The sequence below is a fragment of the Massilia sp. LjRoot122 genome, assembly GCF_964252725.1.
Taxonomy (GTDB): Bacteria; Pseudomonadota; Gammaproteobacteria; order Burkholderiales; family Burkholderiaceae_D; genus Telluria.
On sequence record NZ_CAXUPB020000001.1, the window covers coordinates 3,589,536 to 3,609,621 of the forward strand.

Genomic DNA, 20,086 nt, shown 5'->3' on the forward strand with positions numbered 1-20,086 from the left:
CGGACAGTGTGGACGAGCTCAGCAGAAAGGATTTGCTTGAGCGCAACGCTCATGCAGGCGGGCAGCCGAAGCGCCCGCCTGCATGCAGCTTAGAAGCTGCGGTTCCAGCTGAGCGCCAGCGTACGGCCGCGGCCGGCGTAGGTGGCGTTGGCATCGACGGCGGCGGCCGACTGCGAGTAGTAGCCGACGTACTGCTTGTCGAACAGGTTCTCCAGGCTCAGGCCGAAGCGGCCGTAGCTGGTATCCCAGGTGGTGGCGGCATCGACCAGGGTATAGCCCTTGAAGTGCTCTTCCAGGTTGCTGGTGCCGACGCGGCGGCCGATGTTGATGTCGCGGTCGCGCAGGTGGGTGGCCTGCAGGCGCAGCTGGGCCTGGGGGCGGAACTTCCAGTTGGCGCCCAGCACCGACTTGTCCGGGCCCTGCGAACGGGCGCCGAGGTCGAGGTCCATCGGCGCGCCTTGCGTGGCGGCGGTCTTGCCGTCGGTGGTGGCCCAGGTGCCGAACAGGCTCAGCTCCTTGGTCGGACGCCACTCGACGTTCGCTTCCCAGCCCTTGACCGTGGTCGGCACGCGCTCGACCAGGCCGATGCCGGCAGAGGTGATGCGGATCACGCTGCCCAGCTTGGAGCGCGAATCGTAGCGCGACAGGCCGAACTGGCCCCGGCTGCCGCGCCAGTTGATGCCGATCTCGTTGTTGCGGGTGACGATGGGCTGCAGGCTGATCAGGCTCGACACCGACTGGTTCGGCACCGCCACGCCGCGCAGCACCAGGCCGGCGTCCGGCAGGCCGAAGCCTTCCGAACTGCCCACGAAGGCCGACCAGCCCGGCGCGAAGCGCCACACGGCGCCGATGTTCTTCACCGCTTTCGAAAACTCGGCGGAACCGCCCTCCACCCGGCGGCTGCCGTAGGCGGCCAGGGTGGTATAGGTGTCGACGTCCAGTTTGGCGTCTTCGTAGCGTACGCCGCCGCGCACGGTCACCGGGCCGAATTCGTATTCGAGCTGGGTGAAGGGTGCGAGCGAACGGAATTTCAGTTCCGGCACCCAAGTGCGGCCGGTCCCCGCCAGGCGCTGCTGGGGGTTGTCCTGCAGCCAGTCGACGCCGGCCGTCAGTTCCAGGCCCGGCACCAGCAGGTCCGGCCGGACCCAGGTCATGCGCGAGCCGCGCTTGTCGGTCACGACCTGCGACTGGTCGTACAGGGTCCCGACCGGGGCGATATTCCGGTCCTGGAAGGTAGAGGTATTGGTGGCGCCATACAGGGCCGAGAACTCGTGGCCGAACAGCTGCACGGTCAGATAGCCTCCCGCCAGGTCGTTGTGGCGGTAGTCGATGCTGGCGCTGCGCACCTTGTTACGCGGCGGCATACCGATCGGGGTGCCGGGGACCGAGCTGGTCGGCAGACGCTGGGCCACGTTGCCGGGCACGCTGCGATAGTCGCCGTCACCGGCCAGGTCGAAGCGGTTCAGGGTCAGCTGCAGGCGCTGGGCGCCGAAGGACTTGCCGAGCTTGAGGAACAGGTCGTTGCCATGCGAATCCATGGTATCGCCCTGCACGGCGTCGACGCCCAGGCGGCGGCCGCTGCCGTCGTAGCCCATGCCGCGGCGCTGCACGCTGGCGAAGGCCAGCATGTCGAAGTCGCCCGATTTATGGGCGACCGTCAGGCCGGTCTTCCAGTCGAGGCTGTCGGACTCGAACTGGCTGGCGAAGCGGGTGTTGACCGTGTAGGTGGTGCCCTCGCTGCGCGGGGTCTTGGTGATGTAGTTGATGATGCCGCCGGTCGCGCCCATGCCCTGCATGGCCGAGGCGCCGTTGATGACTTCGATGCGCTCGATGATGGCGCTGTCGGCGAAGTAGCCCTCGCGCATGCCGGCGCGCAGCGGGTTCGATTGCGGGATGCCGTCGAACAGGATCAGCGGCTGGCGCCCGCGCAGCGATTCGCCGGTCGAGGTCATCTTCTGGCGGCTCGGCGCATAGCCGGGGACATAGGTCGCCAGCGCCTGCGAAGGATCGTCGGCGATCAGGTATTGGGTCGCCAGTTCCTGCTGGGTGATCACCGAGACCGCGCCCGGGATCTTGTCGACCGCCTTGGCGGTGCGGGTGGCGGTGACGACCACCGAGGCGAGCTCGTCTTCCTGCGCCTGGGTCGGACCTTGTTCTTGTGCGGCTGCATGGGACATGGCCATCAGCATGCAGGCGGCGGCAACGGCGGCGCTCAGTGGCTTGATCGGGTTCTTGTTATTCATGGAAATCCAATACGCTTTCTCTACAGGAATCCCGAAATGATAACTATTATCATGTAAGGACGCAAGATCAGAATCATTCTCATTTCGGTTATCATTCAGGGCATGAAACCGCTCATCCGCACTGTTCACCTCTGGGCCGGACTGATTTTCGGCACCATCCTGGTCCTGCAGGGACTCACCGGCACCGTCATCGGCTGGCGTCATGAACTCGATGCCTGGCTCAATCCGGGTCTGCTGCAGGTGGCGCCGCCGCCGGGCGCCGTGGCCGGCAGCGAGGCGCGCCCCTCGCCCGCCCAGGTGTCGGCAGTCCTGACGCGCCTGGCGGGCGACCCCGCCTACGGACGGCCCGACAGCCTGTTCCTGCCCGAGGTGCACGGAGATGTCTACGTCGCCTGGTACCGGCCGGGCAAGCCGGCGTCGAGCTGGACCCAGGGGGTGACGCGCCAGGTCATGGTCGACCCGGCGAACCTGGCGGTGCTGGGCGAACGCAACTGGGGCGAAGCCGGCCTGTCGCGGCCGCTCCTGATGCCGACCATGTTCCACCTGCACCGCTACCTGATGGCCGGCGACGTGGGCAAGGTGGTGATTGCCGTGCAGGGCGTGGCCTTGCTGCTGCTTGCCCTGACCGGCATCGTGGTCTGGTGGCCGAAGATGACCCTGTCAGCCTTCTGGCATGCGATCACGGTGCGCCGCGGCAGTAACTGGCCGAAATTCAACTTCCAGCTGCACCGCGCGGCCGGCTTCTATACGGCGCCGGTGCTGCTGGTGCTGGCCTTTTCGGGGATTTACTTCAATATGCCGGACTGGGTGACGCCGGCCATCCGGGCGGTCGCGCCGCTCAGCAAGAACGACAAGCAGCTGAACGCCAGCCCGAAGGACGCGCCGCGCATCGACGCGGGCGCGGCGATGACGGCGGCGCAGGCGCGCTTTCCCGAGGGTCGGGTGTCGCGCATCAGCATTCCGGCCAAGCCGGAGCAGCCTTATGAAGTCAGGCTGCGCCAGCCGGGCGAGCTGCGCCACGGCCCGGGCGCGACCCGCGTGAGCGTGGACGCCGGCAGCGGCGCGGTGCTGCGGGCCATCGATCCGCTCAGCGCGCGCGGCGGCGACTGGTTCGTCAGCACCATGTTCCCGCTCCATTCCGGCGAAGCCTTCGGCACCCTGGGGCGCGTCGTGATCAGCATCGCCGGCTTCACGCCGCTGCTGTTCTTCATCACCGGACTGGTGGTCTGGATCAAGTTCCGCCGCAAGCCGGCCAAGCGCACGGCGCCAAAGGCACAGCCCAGAACGGCGCCCGCCCTGACAACTGAACAGGCGAGCGCGCGCCGGGCCTAGCGGTAATAACGCTTGCCGTAACGGTCAGCTTCGTAGCGGACTTCCTCGCGGTCGCGCCGCTTCATCAGGTAGACCGCCGTGCCGACCACGGCGGCGGTGATCACCGCCTTCTTCGCCAGCCCGGCCGGGTTGTGCTGCATCTCGGCCTTGATGCCCATCTCGCCCAGCACGTTCGGGATCTTCCCGTGTGCGAGGTCATCGGCGATGCCTTCGACCATGTTGACGCGATCGGCCAACAGCAGGAGCAGCCAGTGGCGGATGTCGTTCTCGCTCGACTTGAAGGCCAGGCGCCGGATCATGCCCGACAGGCCCGAAGGCGGCTGCACGGTGCCGAACACCTGGGTGATGCCCGGGCGCTCGGTCGACACCAGGATCTCGACCTTCTCCTGCTGCTGGGGCGGATCGCCGTCGGGCTGGTTGATGAAGCGCGGCGGCGTGCGTTCCATCGGCACGCCGGGGCGGTCCTTGCGGTCGAGGTCGGCGCCCCAGCCGTTGATGTGCTGTAGCTCCTGGCGCGAGGGACGGCGCGGTGCGATGTGGCCCTGGCCCGGGTGCTGCTGAAGGTGGCCATGTTCGTGGCCATGGTGCTTGTGTTCGGTGATGTCCTTGCGTGCTTCCATGGTCGCTCCTTAATGCATTGCGCTGGCCGAGACCGCCTTCACCTGGTTGGCGTTCGGCGGGATCAGGATGGTCTTGATGCAGTTGTCGAGCTTGCCCGAGAAGATGTGGTAGGCATCCGACACTTCTTCCAGCGGCACCCGGTGGGTGATGATCTCCTTCGGATTCAGGCGTCCCGCGCGGATGTGCTCGATCAGGCGCGGCAGGTGGCGCTTGACGCTGGCCTGGTTCATGCGCAGGGTCAGGCCCTTGTTCAGCGCATTGCCGATCGGAACGAAGTTGAAGGTCGGTCCATACACACCGACGATCGACACATTGCCGCCCTTGCGCACCGAGTTGATGCACCAGTGCAGCGCGGTGGCCGAGCCGGCCTGCATCATCGCGTAGCGCCCGGTGAGCGACTGCATCGCATTGCCCGAGGCTTCGCAGCCGACCGCGTCGATGCAGACGTCGGCGCCCATCCAGTCAGTCATCTTCTTGATGTGCTCGGCCATGTCGCGCACTTCCTTGAAGTTGACCACCTCGCATTGGGCATAGCGCTTGACGAACTCGAGCCGGTATTCGATGTGGTCGACCACGATCACGCGGCCGGCGCCCATCAGCCAGGCCGACTTGGCGGCGAAGATGCCGACCGGACCGGCGCCGAACACGACCACCGTGTCGCCTTCCTGGATGTCGCCCATCTCGGCCGCCTGGTAGCCGGTCGGCACCGCATCGGTGAGCAGCACGGCGTCGTCATCGTGGATGTCGTCGGGGATCACCATCGGGCCGACGTCGGCCATCGGCACGCGCACCAGCTCGGCCTGGCCACCGTCGTAGCCGCCCGCCGTGTGCGAATAGCCGTAGATCGAGCCGACGGCGGTGGATTCCGCATTCATGTTGTGGCAATTGCCGTAGAGTTCGCGGTCGCAGAAGAAGCAGGAGCCGCAGAACACGTTGAAGGGCACCAGCACCTTGTCGCCGACCTTCAGGTGCTGGACACCGGAGCCGACCTCTTCCACTACGCCGATGAACTCATGGCCGAAGGTGTGGCCGACGCGGGTGTCGGGCACAAGGCCATGGTACAGGTGCAGGTCCGAGCCGCAGATGCAGGAGCGGGTGACGCGCACGATGGCGTCGCCTGGGTGCTCGATGACGGGGTCGGGCTTGTGATCGGCGCGGACGCGGTAAGGCCCGCGGTAGTTCATTGCCAGCATAACTCCTCCTCGATGATGTCATGACGGATACACGGAGCCCGCTATCTCGGCGGGCTTGTGAAAACACGTTATGGCAAAACACCCAAGATTGCGATACGCGCACGGAAACGAACGGGGCGATTTGATGGGTCGGGCGGCCCTCGGGGCGCCCGACGAGAATTTGTCCTACACAGGCCCGAGTTTCGTAGGGTGGGCGGCTTCGCCGCCCACGCGGTGGTAGTTTGCAGCGAGATCATCATGCTCGATAACGGAGCCCGTATCTATCACCGCGTGGGCGGGAGACCCGCCCACCCTACAGCTGGCGCGCCTCGAAAGTATTGCACTGCTCCACGCTGCCGCTCTCCAGGCCGCGCTTGAACCAGCGCGCCCGCTGGGCCGAGCTGCCGTGGGTGAACGAATCCGGCACCACCGTGCCCTGCGACTGGCGCTGCAGCGCATCGTCGCCGATCGCGGTAGCCGCGGCCAGGGCGGCTTCGACGTCGCCCGGTTCGATGACCTGCTTGCGCTGGTTGGCCCAGATGCCGGCGAAGCAGTCGGCCTGCAGCTCGAGCCGCACCGACAGCGCATTGCCTTCCTTCTCGGACACGCCGCGCTGGGCATTGTGGACCTGGTCGGAGAGGCCCATCAGGTTCTGGACGTGGTGCCCCACCTCGTGCGCGATGACGTAGGCCTGGGCGAATTCGCCGGCCACCTGGAAGCGCTGCTCCATCAGCCGGAAGAAGCCCAGGTCGATGTAGACCTGGCGGTCGGCCGGGCAGTAGAACGGGCCGGTGGCGCTGCGTCCGGTGCCGCAGGCGGTGGCCGTGGCGTCCTCGAACAGCACCAGGCGGGCCGGCTGGTATTGCGCGCCCTGGGCCGCGAACAGCGTGGCCCAGGCATCCTCGGTCGAACCCAGGGTCGCCCGCACGAACTGGGTTTGCGGATCGTTGGCCGGCTCCGCGCGCGGCGCGTGCTGCACCGGCACCGGCCCGCCGCCACCGCCCAGCAGGGCGAGGATGGTGCCCGGATCGACGCCGAAGATGGCGCCGCCCACCAGGGCGATCACCAGGGTGCCGATGCCGACGGTGCGTCCGCCCAGGCCCCCGAAGCCGCCTCCTCCACCGCCGCGGCGGTCCTCCACGTTATCGCTCTGGCGTTCGCCTTCCCATTTCATGCCTGTCTCCTTTGCCGGCCGGGTCAGCGCCCCGGATGACGTTTCAGATTGCTCGTATCGACACGCTCGCGTGCGTCCTTGGTACGGAATTCTTCTTCCAGCGTTCCCAATCCGCTTCTGGCCTCGTCGTGCAATGCACGCTCATGGCGCTCGCGCGCAATTTCGCGCTCGATCCGGCCCCGCTGCCCCTCCACGCCGTCCCTGTTTGCCATGCCGCTTCTCCCGTGGGCCGAAGGATGAACCCTGTGCAATCGAGTATGGACACCCGCCCCGGTTCGGACTGTACGCATGCTCACATAGCAGAGGTAATTTCTTGCCATCAAGTCAAGCCCTTCCGTTCGCTGGCGCACAGCATGTTGCGCGCGCGCGTGCGACCCTGCGGGCATGACCAGTCCACATGCCAAGGCCCTGATTGCCGTCGGCCGCTACCTGCGCGAGCACGGCTACCGTTTCATCACGGTGACCCCGTCCACCCACCGCCGCATCAACCGTCGTCCCGGCAACGAGCGCGCCACCGACCTGCGCGGCATCTTCGGCTGGAGCCGGCCGTTCGCGCCGGACGACGTGGCGCCGGAACTCCTGTCGCTGATGCGCGAGGCCGGCATCGTGGAGCCCGACGGCAGCCTGCTGCGTGCGACCCTCCGCGCCTCGACGCTGGGGGAACTGCTGGTGTTCCACTCGGCCTACCCGACCGATGATGAGGATTCGGTCTTCTTCGGGCCCGATACCTACCGCTTCGTGGGCACCATGGTGCGGGCATTTCCCTGGCTCGGCTCGGGGCCGACCCGGGCCGTGGACATCGGCTGCGGCGGCGGCGCCGGCGCACTGGCGATCGCACGCCAGTTCCCGCACGCCGAGGTGATCGGTGCCGACATCAATACGCGCGCGCTGGCGCTGACGGTGGTGAACGCGCAGCTGGCGGGGCTGCCCAACCTGCGCGCCTGCCACAGCGACCTGTTCGACGGCCTGGAGGGCGATTTCGACCTGATCGTATCGAACCCGCCCTATGTGCTCGACCCGAGCGAACTGCCCTACCGTCACGGCGGCGGCATGCGCGGCGCCGAACTGTCGGTGCGCATCGTCAGGGAGAGCCTGGGACGGCTGCGCCGCGGCGGCAACCTGATGCTCTACACGGGCGTGGCGATCGCCGGCGAGACCGACGAATTTCTGGAAGCGGTCCGTCCCGAGCTGGAAGCGCAGTGCGACCACTGGAGCTACGAAGAGCTGGACCCGGACATCTTCAGCGGCCAGCTGGGTGAACCGGGCTACGAGGACGCCGAGCGGATCGCGGCGGTGTGGCTGCACGCGATCAAGCGCTGATATACCTGCCGGTCAGTACGGGAATGACCTCGTCGAGGCTGGCGACCTCCCAGCTGGGCAGCGCCTCGCTGTCGTTCGCCAGGCGCCCCGGATTGAACCAGCAACTGTCGATGCCGAAGCGGTTGGCGCCGAGGATGTCCGCATCCAGGCGGTCGCCGACGATGACGGTCTCCTGTTTCGAAAAGCTGCGCGCCATCTTGACCGTGTAATCGAAAAAGCGGCTGTCCGGCTTGGCGTGGCCGCAGGCTTCCGAGGTCGCGACAAAAGCGATGTGCCCGCCCAAGCCGGAACTGGCGATGCGCCGGTGCTGGATGTGATGCACGCCATTGGTGATGATGCCGACTTCGCCGACCGCAGACAGGCTTTCGCACAGGCGCTGGGCGCCCTCGACCAGGACCACGGTCTCGGACAGCGAGTCGAGATAGACGCTGCTGGCCCGGGCTGGGTCGAGGTCGAGGCCGTTAGCATCGAAGGTCTGGCGGAAGCGCTCGACCTTGAGCAGGTCTTTCGACACGCTGCCCAGTTCGAAGGCGCGCCATAGCGCCAGGTTGATCGCCTGGTATTGCTGGAACAGGTTTTCGAGTTCACCCTCGAGGCCGAGTTCGCGCATCGTTCGCACGAAGGAGAGCCGTTCGGAGGCCTTGAAGTCGAGGAGGGTATCGTCCAGATCGAAGAGGAATAATTTGTGTTTCACTGATGCGTCCGATGATGCCTGCCGTTGTGTTGCATCTTAGCATGGGTAAAAACGCGAAGACTGCCAATGGAATCGGCTGCACGTGCTAAGCTGAGAATATTGACAACCCCGCCCCGGGGAACACCCGGCCGGGGACGCTGTCCAAGTCCGTGTCCGGTCCAGCTCGCGGCCGGCGTCGATTCAGGAGGCGAACGTGTTACGCCACCAGCTCGCTGCGGCATCGGCCGTGTCGGCCTCATCCCTGGTCGCGCTGCTGCTTGCTCTCTTTTGCCTATTCCCTTCCGCCTCCGCTGCCGCAGGGCCGGCAGCCGTCGGCCTGCTGACGATCGACGGCGCCATCGGTCCGGCCAGCGCCGACCACGTCGTGCGCGGCATCGCGCGCTCCGCATCGCTCGGACACGGCCTGCTGGTCCTGCGCATGGACACCCCCGGCGGCCTCGACACCTCGATGCGCACCGTGATCAAGGCGATCCTGGCCTCGCCGGTGCCGGTCGCCACCTACGTCGCCCCCAGCGGTGCGCGCGCCGCCAGCGCCGGTACCTATGTCCTGTACGCGAGCCACATCGCGGCCATGGCGCCGGGCACGAATGTCGGCGCCGCCACACCGGTCGAGATCGGCCTGGCGCCACCCCAGCCGCCGCCCGACAAGGCGGGCAAGGAGGCTCCCGACGCGTCCCGTCCAGATGCCGCATCCCCCATGAAAGCCAAGGCCCTCAACGATGCCGCCGCCTACCTGCGCGCCCTGGCCCAGCTGCGCGGCCGCAATGCCGACTGGGCCGAACGGGCCGTGCGCGAATCCGTCAGCCTGAGCGCCGAGGATGCCTTGCGCCTGCAAGTCATCGACGTGCTGGCGCCCAGCGTCCCCGCCCTGCTGGAGCGGCTCGACGGCCGCACGGTCACGCTGGCGGGCCAGCCGCGCCGGCTGCAGACCAAGGGCGCGCTGGTGGTCGAGTTCGCGCCCGACTGGCGCAACAATGCGCTGGCGGCGATCGCCAACCCCAGCGTCGCCCTGCTCCTGATGACGGTCGGCATGTACGGCCTGATCTTCGAATTCATGAACCCGGGCGCGGTGGCGCCCGGCGTGATCGGCGCCATCAGCCTGCTGCTGGGACTGTACGCGCTGCAGCTGCTGCCGGTGAACTACGCCGGCCTGGCCCTGATCGTGCTCGGGCTGGCCTTCATGGCTGCCGAAGCCTTCCTGCCCAGCTTCGGCATCCTCGGGCTGGGCGGGATCGCCGCCTTCGTGGCGGGCGCCCTGATGCTGATCGACACCGAGCTGCCCGGCTACGGTATCCCGCCCGGCCTGGTCGGCACGCTCGCCACCGCCAGCGCCCTGCTGCTGTTCGGCACCGTGCGCCTGGCCCTCAAGACCCGCCGCCGTCCGGTGACCAGCGGCGCGGCGGGACTGGTCGGCGCCCTGTGCACGGTCGAGCAGATCGGCCAGCGCAGCGTCCACGAAGCATGGGTCAGGGTCGAGGGCGAACTGTGGCATGCCATCAGCAGCGCCCCGCTGCACGCGGCCCAGACGGTGCGCATCGTCGGCCGCAGCGGCTTGCGGCTCGAAGTGGTCCCTGCCGACAACAACTAGGAGAACGCGATGATCACGGGTATCGGTATCGGCCTCGGCGGCCTCTTGTTCCTGGTGCTGGCGCTGCTGGTCGCGGCGATCCGGATCCTGCGCGAATACGAACGCGGCGTGGTGTTCCAGCTCGGCCGCTTCTGGAGCGTGAAGGGACCGGGCCTGGTCATCATCATCCCGGTGGTGCAGCAGATGGTGCGGGTCGACCTGCGCACCATCGTGCTCGACGTGCCGACCCAGGACGTCATCTCTCGCGACAACGTCTCGGTCAAGGTCAATGCCGTGCTCTACTTCCGCGTGGTCGACCCGGAGCGCGCCATCATCCAGGTCGCGAACTTCATGGAAGCCACCAGCCAGCTGGCCCAGACCACCCTGCGCGCCGTGCTCGGCAAGCACGAGCTCGACGAAATGCTGGCCGAACGCGAGCGCCTGAACCTCGACATCCAGCAGGTGCTGGACGCGCAGACCGACGCCTGGGGCATCAAGGTCGCCAATGTCGAGATCAAGCACGTCGACCTGGACGAATCGATGATCCGCGCCATCGCGCGCCAGGCCGAGGCCGAGCGCGAGCGGCGCGCGAAAGTCATCCACGCCGAGGGCGAGCTGCAGGCCTCCGAGAAGCTGCAGCAGGCCGCGCGGGTACTGTCGCAGCAATCCGGCGCAATGCAGCTGCGCTACCTGCAGACCCTCAACGCCATCGCGGGCGACAAGTCCTCCACCATCGTGTTTCCGCTGCCGATCGACGTGCTGGCCGGCCTCGATACGCGCCTGCGCAAGGACGCGGGCTGAACCGCCTTGGTCCGCTCAACATCCTGAGTGTTCAGCGCCATCTGCTTGACCCTCAGCATGAAACGGCTGGTAATGACATACTAGTCAATACGACCAGTATGTCATTACGAAAGAGCCCAGTGAGAGACTTCAACGTAACGCTGAACCATCCGTCGCGCGTGCCGCTCGCGGCCGAGCTCCACTCGCGCCCCTTCATGCGCATCGACGCTCCCGAGGCGATTACCCACCTGGCCGTCTGCCACGGCGGCGAGGCCGGCCCGCCGGGCCAGCATTCCCAGCACCGCCTGCTGGGTGAACTGTGCGGGCATTTCGGCGTCGCGGCGCCGGGCCCGGGCAGCAACCACTTCTTCCACGACTTCGGCAGCTTCCGGCTGAAGTGGGAATGCCATACCGAGTTCGCCACCTATACCGTGGCCGCGCCGCTGCCGCCCGACATGGCACTGCACGAGGCCTTTGCGCAGGTGCCGCTGTCCTTCCTGCCGGCGGCCTGGCTGGCGCGGCTGGAAGGCAGCCTGATGGCGGCGGCCCACGTGGCCCTGGTCAAGGGCGATGCCGATGCTTCCCGCCTCCCCTCGGTCTTCGAACGCAACCAACTGGCCGGTTCCTCCGTGATGCAGGGCGCCGAGCTGTGGACCGATTTCGCGATCCAGTCCGACGGTTTCAGCCGCTTCGTGATCCGCGACCTCGGCATGCGCCACCTGCAGGGCGGACGCCTGGTGCAGCGGGTGCTCGAGATCGAAACCTACCGCATGATGGCCCTGCTCGGCCTGCCCGCCGCGCGCACCGTCAGCACGGAACTCGACCACATCGAAGCCGAGCTGTCTTCGCTGGCCAGCGCCATGGTCGCCACCGACATGGCCCCTGCCGAGAAAGGCGCGGAAGGCGAGCAGCGCCTGCTCGACCAGATCACGCGCCTGGCCGCGCGCCGCGAGAAGCTGGTGCTCGACAACGGTTACCGCTTCTCGGCCTCGAAAGCCTATTTCGGGATCGTCAAGGCGCGCATCGAGGAACTGCGCGAAGTGCGCATCGAAGGCACGCCCACGGTGGAAGAATTCATGGAACGGCGCCTGGCGCCGGCGATGCACACCTGCGACGCGGTCAGTGCGCGCCAGGACGCGCTGGGGCGCCGCATCGCCGACAGCAACGACCTGCTGCGCACCCGGGTCGGCATCGTGCAGGAGCTGCAAAACCGCAGGATCCTGGAATCGATGAACGCCCGCGCCGCCCAGCAGCTGCGCCTGCAGCTCGCGGTCGAGGGTCTGTCGGTGGCCGCGATCTCCTACTACCTGGTGGGCCTGCTCGGCTACGCGGGCAAGGCGGCCAAGGCGGCCGGCCTGCCGATCAATCCGGACCTGGCGCTCGGGATCCTGGTGCCGGTGGTCGCAGGCGCGGTCTGGCTGGCGCAGCGCAGGGTGCACCACCGGATCGGGCGGCGCGGCCACTAGGAAGACCTGACAAGCCTCGTACAATCAACCGTGAAAAAAGGATGGAAATTTTGAAATGAACCCGTTCGATCGCAGGCGCTTTCTCCATGTGGCCGGGTTGGCGGGCACCGCTTCCATTCCCGGCATCGGCTTCGCCCAAACGGGATCGGAAAACATCCGGCACCAGGTGCTGGAAGCCGATCCGAAGGTCCCGGCACCCGTCCAAACCATCCGCTTCGCCGTCATCGGACTGGATCACGCCCACATCATGAGCATGACTGCGGCGGTCCTGCGGGGCGGCGGGCGACTCGTCTCCGTCCTGTCGACGAATCAGGAGGGGCTGAAGAACAAGCAGCTCGCCGAGTTCCGCGCGCGCTTCGGCGACGTACCCGAAGCAGCCAGCGAGGATGCCATCCTGCAGGACCGTTCAATCCAGCTTGTGATCGGGGCACCGGTTCCCGACCAGCGCGCCCCCTTGGGTATCCGCGTGATGAAAGCCGAGAAGGATTTTTTGAGCGACAAACCCGCCGTTACCAGCCTTGCCCAACTTGCGGCAGTGCGCAGGACTATTCGTGAGACCAGGCGCAAGTTCGCGATCATGTATTCCGAACGTCTGGAAGTGCCGGCAGCCGTGAAAGCAGGTGAGCTCGTGCAGGCCGGCGCCATCGGCAAGGTCATTCAAACTGTGAATCTGGCGCCGCACCGCCTGAGGGCATCTTCGCGGCCAGCCTGGTTTTTTGATGGGAAGCGCTACGGCGGCATCCTGACGGACATCGGCTCGCACCAGGCCGACCAGTTCCTGTTCTATACCGGCTCGACCAAGGCAACAGTGGTCGCTTCCCAGACCGCTAACCTCGCCCATCCGGCATACCCGAATTTCGAAGACTTCGGCGACATGCTGCTGACCGGCAATGGCGGCACCGGCTATGTGCGTGTGGACTGGTTTACGCCCGATGGCTTGGCGACCTGGGGTGACGGCCGTTTGTTCATCCTCGGCACCGAAGGTTATATCGAACTGCGCAAATACATCGATCCGCTTGGGCGACAGGGCAACAACCATTTGCTGATCGTCGATCGAAAGGAAACGCGCTACCTGGATTGCAGCAAGCTCGACCTACCGTTCGGACGAGAGTTCGTAGCGGACATCGTCAACCGGACCGAGACGGCACAAAATCAGGAACAGGCTTTACTGGCGGCCGAATTGGTCTTGAAGGCGCAGAAGAATGCGACGCGGCCGTTAGCGGCCTGATGACAGCGTGACAATTCAAGCATATTCAGCTTGCAACGCCCTCTAGAATAAAAAGATAAAAAGGAGAGGCAGCCCATGAAAACCATCACCGACCCTCGAGGCTTTGAATTGGCGGGAGGTAAAGCAAAACTTGTCGTCGCACTGGTATTGCTGTCTTTGGTGCTGACTGGCGCGTTTGCGTTCAGGCAGCCCGACGAAGTCGTGCTCGACGGCGCCATGCGCACGCAGGCAATCGATAGCCTGGTGATGGAACTGAACCAGCATTACGTGTTTCCCGACGCTGCAAAACAAATCGAAACCTTGCTGCGCAAGCGGCAGCAGGACGGCAAGTACGATGCGATCAGCAATGGCATGCGATTTGCCTCGCAGCTCACGGCCGATATGGCTTCCGTCGCCCACGATAAGCATATGAAGGTGAGGTTCAGCCCCAGGTTCCTGCGCCCCGACCGCGATCCGGATAGCATGACAAGTGCGCCGCCGAGCGGGAAATCCGGCATCGACAAGGTCGGACGCCTGACTCCTGCCATCGGCTATCTGCGGCTATCGGCATTCCCTCCCCCCTCCCTCGTTGCGGAAAAGTATGCCTCCGTGATGAACACCTTAGCCGATACCGACGCGCTCGTCATCGACGTGCGCGACCACCGTGGCGGCTCCCCCCAATCGGTGGCTCTCTTGATCAGCTATTTCGTCGACCAGCGCACCCGCCTGAACGACATCTGGTCGCGCGATTCCGGCCGGACGCAGCAGTTCTGGACTGAAGACAGACTCGACGGCAAACGCTATGGCGGCAAGAAGCCGATCGTGATCCTGGCAGGCCCCCGCACCGGGTCGGCCGGCGAAGATTTCACTTATACGATGCAGGCACTGAAACGCGCCACCGTCATTGGCGAGCCGACCTGGGGCGGCGCCCATCCGGTCGCCTCGTATCGCCTCAGCAGCCACTTCCATGCCGATATCCCGAACAGCCGCAGCATTAGCCCGATTACCCGCACGAACTGGGAAGGCACGGGCGTCAAGCCAGATATCGCGACGCCACAGGCCGATGCGCTTGCGGTGGCCAAGGACCTGCTGCAGCGAAAGCGCGATGCCATTTAATTATTGAAGGATGCCTTCTCATGAATGACGCCCTGACGATTTCCGTGCCTCGCCTTCACACGGATCGGCTTACGCTTCGGGAATATCGTATTGAAGACTTCGAATTATTTGCAGATCATTTGTCGGATGCTGAAAGCTCAGCCCATTTGGGCTCGGCAGACCGTCAGACCGCTTGGCGCATCTTCAACTCACATGCCGGGTTATGGCTGCTGAACCAGGCTGGTTGGTGGTCGATAGAGGACCGGCAGACAGGTCAGCTGGTTGGCAGCGTGGGAGCTTTCTTCCGCTACGAATCAACTGTGATGGAAATGGGATGGAATACCTATCGGGCATTCTGGGGAAAAGGAATCGCGAACGAAGCGGCGGCGGCGGTGTTGAAGTATGCGTTCGAGGTTCGAAGTGAGCCGAAGCTTCGCGCACTGATCGCTTCCGGAAATGAATCATCGCGTCGTGTCGCCGAGCGCCTGGGAATGACGTTCGAAATGAAAACTGAGCTGAACGGCAAGGAAGTCAATAGTTACATGCGCGAACGTACTTAAAGCGGTTGCGATTCGCGTATTCCAGTTGTGGATGCAAGCAAGGTTTCTGATCCGTTCAGTCTCAGGCAACCTGTAATCGCCGATGTTGTTACCCGTCACGGCCATAAGCCGTCAATGGCAATTTCTCCATATGGCGGACGTTGTGGGCGGCAATGAGAATTTTGTGCTCATCGAGTTCAATCGGAAATTCATAAAAAAAGTGTTCACGCATGGTTGACCGAAAAACATTCTTTTCACTCTTATCCAAGCGCCTATATCCAGTCTTGCGAGCCGAAGGATTTAAGGGTTCAGGCACGACACTCCGTCGAATTAATGGCCCAGTGATCCACGTATTCAATGTTCAGGGAAGTTCGAGCGGCAACACGTTTTATCTGAATCATGGTGCCCATCTTTCGTTTCTTACGCCAGAAGGAGGAAATGGTGTACAGCCCGAAAAAATGATGGAGTCCGGCTGCGTTTTCAGAGAGCGGATGCATCCGCCACCTGGCCCTCGATTTGGCTGGGCATACTGCGACACCATGGAACAGGCTCTCGAAAACGTCGAGTTTATTATTAGTGAATGGCCTTCTCAAGGCCAGGCATTCTTTGAACAATACAAGAGTTTTCCTGAAAGCTTCGCTGCTCTGATCTCGCGAACAATGCCTTCGTCAATCCATCCGGGACGTTGCCTTCATTTCGCAAAAATAGCTGCAGAGCTTGGGCGGATCGACGCAGCCGCTGATTTTGCAAGAAGTGGACTTGTGCGGGTGGGAGAGCGGGCAACCGGGGCGAGGGCCAATTTGGAAAAAATGCTCGCCCATTATGAATCGCTACAAGTCTTGTAGACACTTGAGCCATCATTCCAGCCCAAGGACCGCGGCGGGCTGGCGAATGTCTACTTGTACAAGGGCATTGAATCCTCGCGGTCGGCCCTAACGCGACGCGGCTTTCGCCCGGCTGGCTGGGCGACGCTTTGGAAGCACGGCGTTAGCGGCCGTCGCGGGAGCACTGGGCGCCACAAGGGCTACTTTAGTGAACTGCAACTCGCGCACGCGTTCGCCATGCACCTTGAAGCCACTGCAGGCCGTGGGCACAGCGCAGTCGAACATGGCCACCCCAACCGGCCCAGGCGCAAAGAACTTGTGGCCGCCGGCATAGTCCATCGGTAATTCGCCTCGTGGAAAGATCATGACCAGTTTGCCGTTCTTGCGTTCTATCGAGTACAGGACGCGCAACTCGTCGCTGTAGTACTTGCCCTCGTACGCCTGCATGTCGGCATCGGACAGCGACGGTTTGCGCGTACGCAGGCCAGGCTGGTCCTTGCCGTTCTGGTGCAGCACAAACCGCTCCGACACGCCCGCCTTGCCAGGCGCATCGAAGCTGAATTGCGCATCGACCATCTTGGCAAAAAACGCGCGATCGCTCGACGCGAACAAGGGCGCTTTTCCCTGCCCGGTGCATTGGATCGCCAGCCCCTCGTTTTCGGCACTGAAATTGCAGCCGAATTCCGGCGACAGAGCATAGAATCCCGCGACTGCTGCCAACTTGGCCTGGTCGAGCTTGACCTCGGCGGGGTACTGCTTGGGAGGGGCTGGAGCGGGCTGCGGCGCCACGTCCTGGGCAAGGAAGATGTCCGTGATCTGGCGCGACAGCCTGACCGGCGCAACGCTGCGGGCATTGGCAAGTGCGATCACGGTGAAATGCTGGGCTGGAAAGCGCGACATGATCGCGATGTAGCCGGCCGTAGTGCCCAAATGCTCGACCAGCTTCAGGCCCCGGTAGGTCTCGAAGTACAGGCCCGACGCGTAGTTGACGGGCGCTCCGCTGTTAAGCACCCCAGTTTCCAGCATCTTCGCCTGGAGCTGCGTTCCACCGATCCGTCCGTCGTCGAAATTGCGGTCCCACAGCGCCAGATCCTCGGCCGTCGTGAGCAGATTACCCGGGCCGGGCGATATGTTATTGGTCGGCAAATTCTTATAAGCGCCGCCCGGCGCAAGCACATACGACTGCGCGCGGTTGGGCACGAGGTCGCTGATGTGCGTCTGGAAACGCGTGTGCTTCATACCCAGCGGATCGAAGATACGCTCCTTCGCGAACTTACTGAGCGGCTGGCCCGACACCCGCTCGACGATCGCCGCGAGCACGATGTACCCCCCATTGCTGTACAAATGCTCTGTCCCCGGCGCAAAGTTCAGCTTGCGCTGGTTCTTGAGCATGGTGAGCATGTCCTCCGGCATCGCGACGTCTTCGTAGCGCCAGCCGGCCAGCGACAGCAAATTGGACGAGTCACGCATGCCGCTGGTGTGGTGCAACAGATGGCGTATCGTAATCGTCTGCTTCAAGTCCGGCAGCTCCGGCAGGTACTTGCGCATATCGTCGTCCAAAGCCAGCTTGCCGTCCTGGACGAGCAGCTGGATCGCAAAGGCGGTGAACTGCTTGGCGACCGATCCGACATTGAACACGGTCTGGCTGGTGATCGGCACACCGCGTTCGAGGTCGGCCATGCCGTAGCTTTTGCTCAGTACCACCTTGCCGTCTCGGATCACGACAACCGAAGCACCGGGCACATCGGTCCTGTTCCATTTCGCGAACAAGGCGTCGACTTGCTGTTCAACGGATGTGGCTGGCGTGGTAGAAGGCAAGAGAACGTCCGCGTTGCAGGCAGTCGAATAGGCCAGCAGCAGTGCCGCCGCCGTTAGAAAAGAATACTTTTTTTTCATTCGTTATCTCTTTCATCATCGCTGCCTCGTCACTGGACTTGATCGCACAATCGCCATTGCGCGAGCCTGGAAGGGCGTTCGGTTCCGCTATCCGGGCATTCACTGTTCCAACCGCCGAACAGACAAATTGTTGTCGAATAGTATGGCAAGAGTATAGGAAATTTCATGTTGAACAAATGCATCTTGGCCGCTGATCACTCCAATGCCAGAGGAAATCGCTTCCTCATCTCGCAACTTGTCACATCCTTGATCGTTGGTCTTGGTCGATACATTCAAAATGACGAAAAATTCGAGGCCCCCCTGTGGGGTCGGCTGCGGTCCTTCGCTGGTAAACTGTTCTCGGCCAGAAGCGGACATAGCATGGACGAGGTTTTAGACCGTTCAGGAGGGGAATTCTATGTACGAGCCATGCCTGGCTTTCACAGCGGTGCGATGAACGGAGGCGTGCTTCATTCAATTGAATGCTTCTCGCCCGAAGAGCTGGAGCAAGGCGCGGATGATGGCGGAAACGCTCGACCGCAGGTATGCAGCAAAAATACCTGACGATGCACTGCTGTTTCAGGCCTTCGAAGCTCACTACAAGTCGAGTCCTGAGAGCTATGCGCCGGGTAGCTAAGGAAGGATGAAGAAGGTCCGCTTCGGTCCGAAAGCTGCTGTATACCTGCCAGCAGCTTTTGGCCAGGAACGGATCTCGAGTGAATCATCAATGGCTACGCATGTACCCACCGCGACCAGGAACGCGGCGCCCGTCAGCGAGCAATCGGAGGGGCGTCGTTCCTCACCTCGAGCAGCTCATTGAAGAGCACCCGGTAATGCACCACCGCATTGCGCAGTTCTTCAGTGGTGGCTTCGCCGCGCGTATCGCGTGCGGCAATGAATTGGGCAGCGCGGTAATTCTCGACAACCGCCGGGTGGTCGACCGAGATGTCGGCCACACGATTTTCAAAATCGGCCATTGGATATCCCCGTGTCGTCATCAGCTCGCGCACCAGCTGATCCGCTTGGGCAACGACGCCCTGTGGATTATCGATGAAACCGGCCTGCAGATTCGCCCACGCCTGGCTGAACCTGGAAGCGTCGGATGGTGACAAGGGCACGATAGTCAGCTTTCCAACACGGTCTTCCCGCGCCTTGAGCTCCGATTCGGCTTTTGCCCGGCTTCCAAGTTCGTCCACGGTACGGGCGTATTCCGGTCCGAAGCGTTGCTGCAATCTCTCGGACTGCTTTTTTTGGAAAAAGTACCATGCGGCCAGCGCAACGAGAACGAGAACCACAACAACGGCCAACATGGTTGATGTCTGTGAGTCGAGGTTGCCCATATCAATCTCCTTTTTCCTGGATGGCGAGTTATTCTGGCGACTGATACCTATTAAGGCAGACTGAGCGAACGCGGTCGGTTCGAATGCGCACATATACGAACATGCCGGGCTGACCTGGCTACATTACCGGCTTTCTCAAGCACTGAGAGAAGATTCCCGACGAATATGCCTGAGCGAATCAACGATCTGGCAGAGCATTTCTTGTCTCACTCGTCGCTTGACGACTCCCTCAACTTCGTACTTGACGACAACATCGGATGAGCAGCGAACGCAATCGGTTGATGCTGTGGAAGCCTATCAGACGGCACCCTGAATCCCGCATGTCGATACCACCGAGAAATTGCGTGGTATGTAAGTAGTTCCGTGTTTTGATGGATATTCTGCCCGTCAAGGAGACACCTATGAACACGGCCTTCTTTGGACGCCTCATCGGTTTGCTCGTGTGTTCGGCACTTACCGTTCTCACGATCATCCTTGTTCTATTACGGCTATTCGGGGTCCTATTTTTTCTTGGCGATAATTCACTTTGGGCCTTCGTCCCGGCGATCGTCATCGTTGCGCTCCTTTTTGCAGCCATGCTTCGGCAAGCTCGACGACGACTACTCGCAGGCACATGTGTGCTCTGGTACCTCAGTAGTATTTACTTCGATGGATGGGATACGGTTGTTGGCCTGACGGCAAGTGGCCATTTCGCCTGGTTCGAGGCCGCGGAAGCGGCACTCATTACGGTATTTGCATTAGCCTGCGTCCTGCCGCGAGTCCAATCATCGGCGGCCGAAAGTGATCATTAGCGAACGGCCGTGAGCCGGAATATTCCGGAGAGGTCATGGGAGAGCG

Annotated in this window: 19 protein-coding genes; 11 read left to right on the top strand and 8 right to left on the bottom strand. The window is 63.4% G+C overall.

Annotation, left to right across the window (positions count from 1 at the left end; all coding sequences use genetic code 11):
• Positions 1–89: 89 nt before the first annotated feature.
• Positions 90–2,243 (bottom strand): TonB-dependent receptor, encoded by a 2,154-nt coding sequence (locus tag ACSQ25_RS15685; protein ID WP_436106602.1) that lies wholly within the window; start codon positions 2,241–2,243, stop codon positions 90–92.
• Between the two features lie 102 nt (positions 2,244–2,345).
• Between ACSQ25_RS15685 and ACSQ25_RS15690 the strand changes: the two genes are divergently transcribed.
• Entirely contained in the window at positions 2,346–3,575 is a 1,230-nt protein-coding gene (locus tag ACSQ25_RS15690; protein ID WP_436106603.1) for a PepSY-associated TM helix domain-containing protein, read from the top strand.
• Here the strand turns inward: ACSQ25_RS15690 and ACSQ25_RS15695 are convergent.
• From ACSQ25_RS15695 to ACSQ25_RS15710, 4 genes are all read right to left on the bottom strand, one after another.
• Positions 3,572–4,195, bottom strand: a complete 624-nt coding sequence (locus ACSQ25_RS15695) for a hypothetical protein (RefSeq protein ID WP_436106604.1) — start codon at positions 4,193–4,195, stop codon at positions 3,572–3,574. The genes ACSQ25_RS15690 and ACSQ25_RS15695 overlap by 4 nt on opposite strands.
• A 9-nt stretch (positions 4,196–4,204) precedes the next feature.
• Complete coding sequence (locus tag ACSQ25_RS15700) at positions 4,205–5,389, bottom strand: zinc-dependent alcohol dehydrogenase (protein ID WP_436106605.1); 1,185 nt, start codon at positions 5,387–5,389, stop codon at positions 4,205–4,207.
• A 292-nt stretch (positions 5,390–5,681) separates the two neighbouring features.
• Positions 5,682–6,542, bottom strand: a complete 861-nt coding sequence (ypfJ, locus tag ACSQ25_RS15705; RefSeq protein WP_436106606.1) for a KPN_02809 family neutral zinc metallopeptidase — start codon at positions 6,540–6,542, stop codon at positions 5,682–5,684.
• A 23-nt stretch (positions 6,543–6,565) separates the two neighbouring features.
• Positions 6,566–6,754 (bottom strand): hypothetical protein, encoded by a 189-nt coding sequence (locus tag ACSQ25_RS15710; RefSeq protein WP_436106607.1) that lies wholly within the window; start codon positions 6,752–6,754, stop codon positions 6,566–6,568.
• Positions 6,755–6,926: 172 nt separating this feature from the next.
• Here ACSQ25_RS15710 and ACSQ25_RS15715 point away from each other — a divergent pair, with 172 nt between their 5' ends.
• On the top strand, positions 6,927–7,862 hold the full coding sequence (locus ACSQ25_RS15715) for a methyltransferase (RefSeq protein WP_436106608.1): 936 nt from the start codon (positions 6,927–6,929) through the stop codon (positions 7,860–7,862).
• On the opposite strand, the gene ACSQ25_RS15720 is transcribed toward ACSQ25_RS15715, so the two are convergent.
• Positions 7,852–8,556 (bottom strand): YjjG family noncanonical pyrimidine nucleotidase, encoded by a 705-nt coding sequence (locus ACSQ25_RS15720; RefSeq protein WP_436106609.1) that lies wholly within the window; start codon positions 8,554–8,556, stop codon positions 7,852–7,854. The two genes, ACSQ25_RS15715 and ACSQ25_RS15720, sit on opposite strands and share 11 nt — an antisense overlap.
• Before the next feature lie 193 nt (positions 8,557–8,749).
• On the opposite strand from ACSQ25_RS15720, the gene ACSQ25_RS15725 reads away from it, so the two are divergent.
• The 7 genes from ACSQ25_RS15725 to ACSQ25_RS15755 all read left to right on the top strand — a co-directional run bounded on the left by ACSQ25_RS15725 (position 8,750) and on the right by ACSQ25_RS15755 (position 16,055).
• Positions 8,750–10,144 carry an NfeD family protein gene (locus ACSQ25_RS15725; protein ID WP_436106610.1) on the top strand — a complete coding sequence of 465 codons (1,395 nt, stop codon included), beginning with the start codon at positions 8,750–8,752 and terminating at the stop codon, positions 10,142–10,144.
• Positions 10,145–10,153: 9 nt separating this feature from the next.
• Positions 10,154–10,924 (top strand): slipin family protein, encoded by a 771-nt coding sequence (locus ACSQ25_RS15730; RefSeq protein WP_436106611.1) that lies wholly within the window; start codon positions 10,154–10,156, stop codon positions 10,922–10,924.
• 98 nt (positions 10,925–11,022) lie between these two features.
• Complete coding sequence (locus ACSQ25_RS15735) at positions 11,023–12,369, top strand: DUF3422 family protein (protein WP_436106612.1); 1,347 nt, start codon at positions 11,023–11,025, stop codon at positions 12,367–12,369.
• Between the two features lie 55 nt (positions 12,370–12,424).
• Complete coding sequence (locus ACSQ25_RS15740) at positions 12,425–13,597, top strand: Gfo/Idh/MocA family protein (RefSeq protein WP_436106613.1); 1,173 nt, start codon at positions 12,425–12,427, stop codon at positions 13,595–13,597.
• Positions 13,598–13,672: 75 nt separating this feature from the next.
• Entirely contained in the window at positions 13,673–14,692 is a 1,020-nt protein-coding gene (locus ACSQ25_RS15745; protein ID WP_436106614.1) for a S41 family peptidase, read from the top strand.
• Between the two features lie 20 nt (positions 14,693–14,712).
• Positions 14,713–15,231, top strand: a complete 519-nt coding sequence (locus ACSQ25_RS15750) for a GNAT family N-acetyltransferase (RefSeq protein WP_436106615.1) — start codon at positions 14,713–14,715, stop codon at positions 15,229–15,231.
• A 209-nt stretch (positions 15,232–15,440) separates the two neighbouring features.
• Positions 15,441–16,055, top strand: coding sequence for a DUF4304 domain-containing protein (locus ACSQ25_RS15755; RefSeq protein ID WP_436106616.1), 615 nt, complete (start codon positions 15,441–15,443; stop codon positions 16,053–16,055).
• Positions 16,056–16,142: 87 nt separating this feature from the next.
• Here ACSQ25_RS15755 and ACSQ25_RS15760 read toward each other — a convergent pair whose 3' ends face one another.
• Positions 16,143–17,930: a serine hydrolase domain-containing protein gene (locus tag ACSQ25_RS15760; RefSeq protein WP_436106617.1), complete on the bottom strand. Its 1,788-nt coding sequence runs from the start codon at positions 17,928–17,930 to the stop codon at positions 16,143–16,145.
• A 165-nt stretch (positions 17,931–18,095) separates the two neighbouring features.
• Between ACSQ25_RS15760 and ACSQ25_RS15765 the strand changes: the two genes are divergently transcribed.
• A complete protein-coding gene (locus tag ACSQ25_RS15765) occupies positions 18,096–18,473 on the top strand; it encodes a hypothetical protein (RefSeq protein WP_436106618.1) in 378 nt (125 codons plus the stop codon).
• Positions 18,474–18,679: 206 nt separating this feature from the next.
• Here the strand turns inward: ACSQ25_RS15765 and ACSQ25_RS15770 are convergent, their stop codons facing one another.
• Positions 18,680–19,249 (bottom strand): hypothetical protein, encoded by a 570-nt coding sequence (locus ACSQ25_RS15770; protein ID WP_436106619.1) that lies wholly within the window; start codon positions 19,247–19,249, stop codon positions 18,680–18,682.
• A 401-nt stretch (positions 19,250–19,650) separates the two neighbouring features.
• On the opposite strand from ACSQ25_RS15770, the gene ACSQ25_RS15775 reads away from it, so the two are divergent.
• The gene (locus ACSQ25_RS15775; RefSeq protein ID WP_436106620.1) at positions 19,651–20,040 is read left to right on the top strand and encodes a hypothetical protein; all 390 of its coding nucleotides are present in this window, start codon (positions 19,651–19,653) and stop codon (positions 20,038–20,040) included.
• The last annotated feature ends 46 nt before the right edge of the window (positions 20,041–20,086 follow it).

Excerpts from the sequence above, each read along its gene's own strand:
- ACSQ25_RS15685 (WP_436106602.1), bottom strand. The coding sequence starts at position 2,243 with ATGAATAACAAGAACCCGATCAAGCCACTGAGCGCCGCCGTTGCCGCC.
- ACSQ25_RS15690 (WP_436106603.1), top strand. The coding sequence starts at position 2,346 with ATGAAACCGCTCATCCGCACTGTTCACCTCTGGGCCGGACTGATTTTC.
- ACSQ25_RS15695 (WP_436106604.1), bottom strand. The coding sequence starts at position 4,195 with ATGGAAGCACGCAAGGACATCACCGAACACAAGCACCATGGCCACGAA.
- ACSQ25_RS15700 (WP_436106605.1), bottom strand. The coding sequence starts at position 5,389 with ATGCTGGCAATGAACTACCGCGGGCCTTACCGCGTCCGCGCCGATCAC.
- ypfJ (WP_436106606.1), bottom strand. The coding sequence starts at position 6,542 with ATGAAATGGGAAGGCGAACGCCAGAGCGATAACGTGGAGGACCGCCGC.
- ACSQ25_RS15710 (WP_436106607.1), bottom strand. The coding sequence starts at position 6,754 with ATGGCAAACAGGGACGGCGTGGAGGGGCAGCGGGGCCGGATCGAGCGC.
- ACSQ25_RS15715 (WP_436106608.1), top strand. The coding sequence starts at position 6,927 with ATGACCAGTCCACATGCCAAGGCCCTGATTGCCGTCGGCCGCTACCTG.
- ACSQ25_RS15730 (WP_436106611.1), top strand. The coding sequence starts at position 10,154 with ATGATCACGGGTATCGGTATCGGCCTCGGCGGCCTCTTGTTCCTGGTG.
- ACSQ25_RS15735 (WP_436106612.1), top strand. The coding sequence starts at position 11,023 with ATGTCATTACGAAAGAGCCCAGTGAGAGACTTCAACGTAACGCTGAAC.
- ACSQ25_RS15740 (WP_436106613.1), top strand. The coding sequence starts at position 12,425 with ATGAACCCGTTCGATCGCAGGCGCTTTCTCCATGTGGCCGGGTTGGCG.
- ACSQ25_RS15745 (WP_436106614.1), top strand. The coding sequence starts at position 13,673 with ATGAAAACCATCACCGACCCTCGAGGCTTTGAATTGGCGGGAGGTAAA.
- ACSQ25_RS15750 (WP_436106615.1), top strand. The coding sequence starts at position 14,713 with ATGAATGACGCCCTGACGATTTCCGTGCCTCGCCTTCACACGGATCGG.
- ACSQ25_RS15755 (WP_436106616.1), top strand. The coding sequence starts at position 15,441 with ATGGTTGACCGAAAAACATTCTTTTCACTCTTATCCAAGCGCCTATAT.
- ACSQ25_RS15760 (WP_436106617.1), bottom strand. The coding sequence starts at position 17,930 with ATGAAAAAAAAGTATTCTTTTCTAACGGCGGCGGCACTGCTGCTGGCC.
- ACSQ25_RS15765 (WP_436106618.1), top strand. The coding sequence starts at position 18,096 with ATGTTGAACAAATGCATCTTGGCCGCTGATCACTCCAATGCCAGAGGA.
- ACSQ25_RS15770 (WP_436106619.1), bottom strand. The coding sequence starts at position 19,249 with ATGGGCAACCTCGACTCACAGACATCAACCATGTTGGCCGTTGTTGTG.
- ACSQ25_RS15775 (WP_436106620.1), top strand. The coding sequence starts at position 19,651 with ATGAACACGGCCTTCTTTGGACGCCTCATCGGTTTGCTCGTGTGTTCG.